Source organism: Burkholderia sp. E168m23 (assembly GCF_016586125.1).
Lineage (GTDB): Bacteria > Pseudomonadota > Gammaproteobacteria > Burkholderiales > Burkholderiaceae > Burkholderia > Burkholderia orbicola.
In genome coordinates this window covers 1-2,664 of the sequence record NZ_BCPP01000965.1, presented here as the reverse complement: position 1 = coordinate 2,664, position 2,664 = coordinate 1, and the positions used below count along the sequence as shown (strand labels likewise).

3 protein-coding genes are annotated in these 2,664 nt (G+C 66.1%); 2 read left to right on the top strand and 1 reads right to left on the bottom strand.

The genetic code is table 11. From position 1 onward, the window contains the following. Nucleotides 1-1,066 (bottom strand): MFS transporter (locus JMF90_RS32640; RefSeq protein WP_201325979.1); only part of this gene is annotated, 1,066 nt, incomplete at its 3' end. A gap of 470 nt (nucleotides 1,067-1,536) precedes the next feature. On the opposite strand from JMF90_RS32640, the gene JMF90_RS32635 reads away from it, so the two are divergent. Then, the gene (locus tag JMF90_RS32635; protein ID WP_011547904.1) at nucleotides 1,537-2,481 is read left to right on the top strand and encodes a MurR/RpiR family transcriptional regulator; all 945 of its coding nucleotides are present in this window, start codon (nucleotides 1,537-1,539) and stop codon (nucleotides 2,479-2,481) included. Next, a partial coding sequence (locus tag JMF90_RS32630; RefSeq protein ID WP_201325978.1) for an isoaspartyl peptidase/L-asparaginase occupies nucleotides 2,478-2,664 on the top strand: 187 nt, incomplete at its 3' end. The genes JMF90_RS32635 and JMF90_RS32630, both read left to right, overlap by 4 nt.

Here is a 2,664-nt window from a genome sequence, read left to right as displayed (position 1 = left end):
CTTCCTCGGGGTCGAACACGTCGGCCGACAGCGTGTTGACGAGCGCGGAGATCATCTGGTGCGCGAAGCCGCCGACGCAGAACAGCGCGATCGCGGTGTACGGCGACGACGCGAGCCCGATCATCGCCGGCCCGAGCATCAGCAGCGCGCCGAGCGCGACGCCCGCGACGCGCGACCACACGAGCGGCAGCTTGAAGCGATTCGCGAGGTAGGGCGACAGGTAGCCGCCCGCGATGCCGCCCAGGTCGGCCGCGAGAAACGGCATCCACGCGAACACCGCGATCTGCGTGAGCGGCATGTGGCGCTCGGTCGCGAGGTACAGCGGAATCCAGAAGCTGAAAGTTTGCCACGCGGGTTCCGCGAAGAAGCGCGGCAGCGCGATCGCCCAGAAACGTCGGGCGGTGACGACGTCGCGGATACGGCGCTTCGACACGGGCGGCATCGTGGCCTGGCCGTCGCGGATCAGCGTGCGTTCCTGCGGCGTGATGCGCGGATGGTCGGCCGGCGACCGGTACTGCGTGTACCAGAGGGCGGCCCAGACGAACCCGAGCGCGCCGGTGGCCATGAACGCGGCCTGCCAGCCGAACCGCATCGACAGGAACACGACGAGCGGCGGCGCGATCGCGGCGCCGAGCGACGTGCCCGCGTTGAAGTAGCCGACCGCGACGGATTTCTCGCGATCGGGAAACCATTCGGCGACGGCCTTCATTCCCGACGGAATCGCGGCGGCCTCGAACAGGCCCAGCAAGCCGCGCAGGATGCCGAGCGACAGCCAGCCCGACGCGAAGCCATGCGCGACGCCGACCACCGACCACAGCATCGCGAACAGCGCGAACCCGAGCCGCAGCCCGATCAGGTCGACGATGAACCCGCATACCGGCTGCATGATCGTGTAGCCGATCTGGAACGCGCCGACGATGTACGAGTACTGCTGCGTCGAGATCGCGAACACCTGCTTGAGCTCGGGCGCGAGCACCGCGAGGGAATTCCGTGCGAGGTAGTTGAGGATCGTGCCGAGACACACGAGCACGATGATCCACCAGCGCAACGCCTTGACTGTCTTCACTGCTGTCTCCTGTCAGGGAGGGCGGGCGCGCGGCGCCTGCCCGGTCCGTGAGGGCCATCCGTTCGGGACGGCTTGTTTCGTTTATTCGTACGATGTCCGATCTTGATGTCCGCCGGTTTTGCCGGTTTATATCGAAATCACGGTGTTCGAGCGAACATTTCGTCGTCATCAACCTGCAATGTTATCTGACGACTGATCATTTTCGAACATCCTATGTTCGAATGCGAATCCGGTCAACGTGAATCTGCATTCGAACGAACGTACTCGGGGTTTTCCCGATGAGCGAGGTAATCGCTCGCGCGGCGGCGCAGGACGGTTGCCCGTCAAAGGCCCGTGCGACGGGGCCGGATGATCGTCAGGAGGGACGACGCACGCCGGATGGGGCGTGACAACCCTGATGAAAATTTATTTCTTTTCGGAAATCGGATTGTGTAAATTCATTTTCATCGAACCTTGCAACAACCCTTCGCATGACGCCTCTCGTTCCGCCCGATGTCAGTCACGACGAACCCGCGATCGCCGAGCGGATCGCGTCGACGATGCCGTTGATGACGCCGATTCACCGGCGCATGGGCGAATTCGTGCTCGCGAACCCGTTTCGCGCGGCGACGATGCGGATCGACGAGCTCGCGCAGGCGGTGAATGCGTCGATCGCGACCGCGAACCGCTTCGCGAAGGCACTCGGTTTCGACGGCTATCCGGCGATGCGCGCGGCGCTCGTGCGCGGCTTCGAGGCCACGCTCGGGCCGGTCGAACGGCTGCGTTCCGCGCAGGAGCAGGAGTCCGGCGTACGCGGCGCCGCATGGATCGACGCGGTGTTCGACCAGGCTGCCGCCAACATCGAGAACACGCGTGCGCAACTGGATGCGGCCGACGTCGAGGCGGCGGTCGAGGCGATCGTTGGCGCACGGCGCGTGCTGATTCTCGGCGCCGGGTCGAGCGCATTTCTCGCCGGGCTGATGGAGCACGGGCTGTCGGTGTGCCACGACAACGTGCAATCGCTCGCGTTGCTCGGCGGCCCGTCGCATGCGGCGCGGCGCCTGTATACGGCCGACTCGCGCGATCTCGTGATAGCGCTCGCGTGTCCGCGCTACGTGAAGGACACGATCGAGCTGGCTCGCCGTGCGGCGGCGCGCGGCGCGCGCGTGCTCGGCATCACCGACGGCCCGCAATCGCCGCTCGCGCCGATCGCGTCGCTGAACCTGTACGTGAAGGCCGAGCGGCGTTTCGCGGCCACGTCGGAAGCCGCCGTGCTGACGATGATCGAGGCGCTGATCGATGCGGTCGCGCTGCGCACCCACCGGTCCGCGAAATCCGCCGCCGAGATGACCGAATTCCTGCTGCCGTGGCTCGTGCAGCCGCAAGCGGCTTTGCCGGCCGCCAACCCTTCTTCCGCTCGTCCGAAAAAATCATGACTTCATCCGCGATCGTCGCGATTCACGGCGGCGCAGGCACGATCCTGCGCGAAGCGATGGATACCGACACCGAACGTCGGTACCGCGCTGAACTCACCGCGATCCTGCAGGCCGCGCAACAGGTGCTGGCCGAGGGCGGTAGCGCGCTCGACGCCGTCACCGTCGCGGTGCGGATGCTCGAGG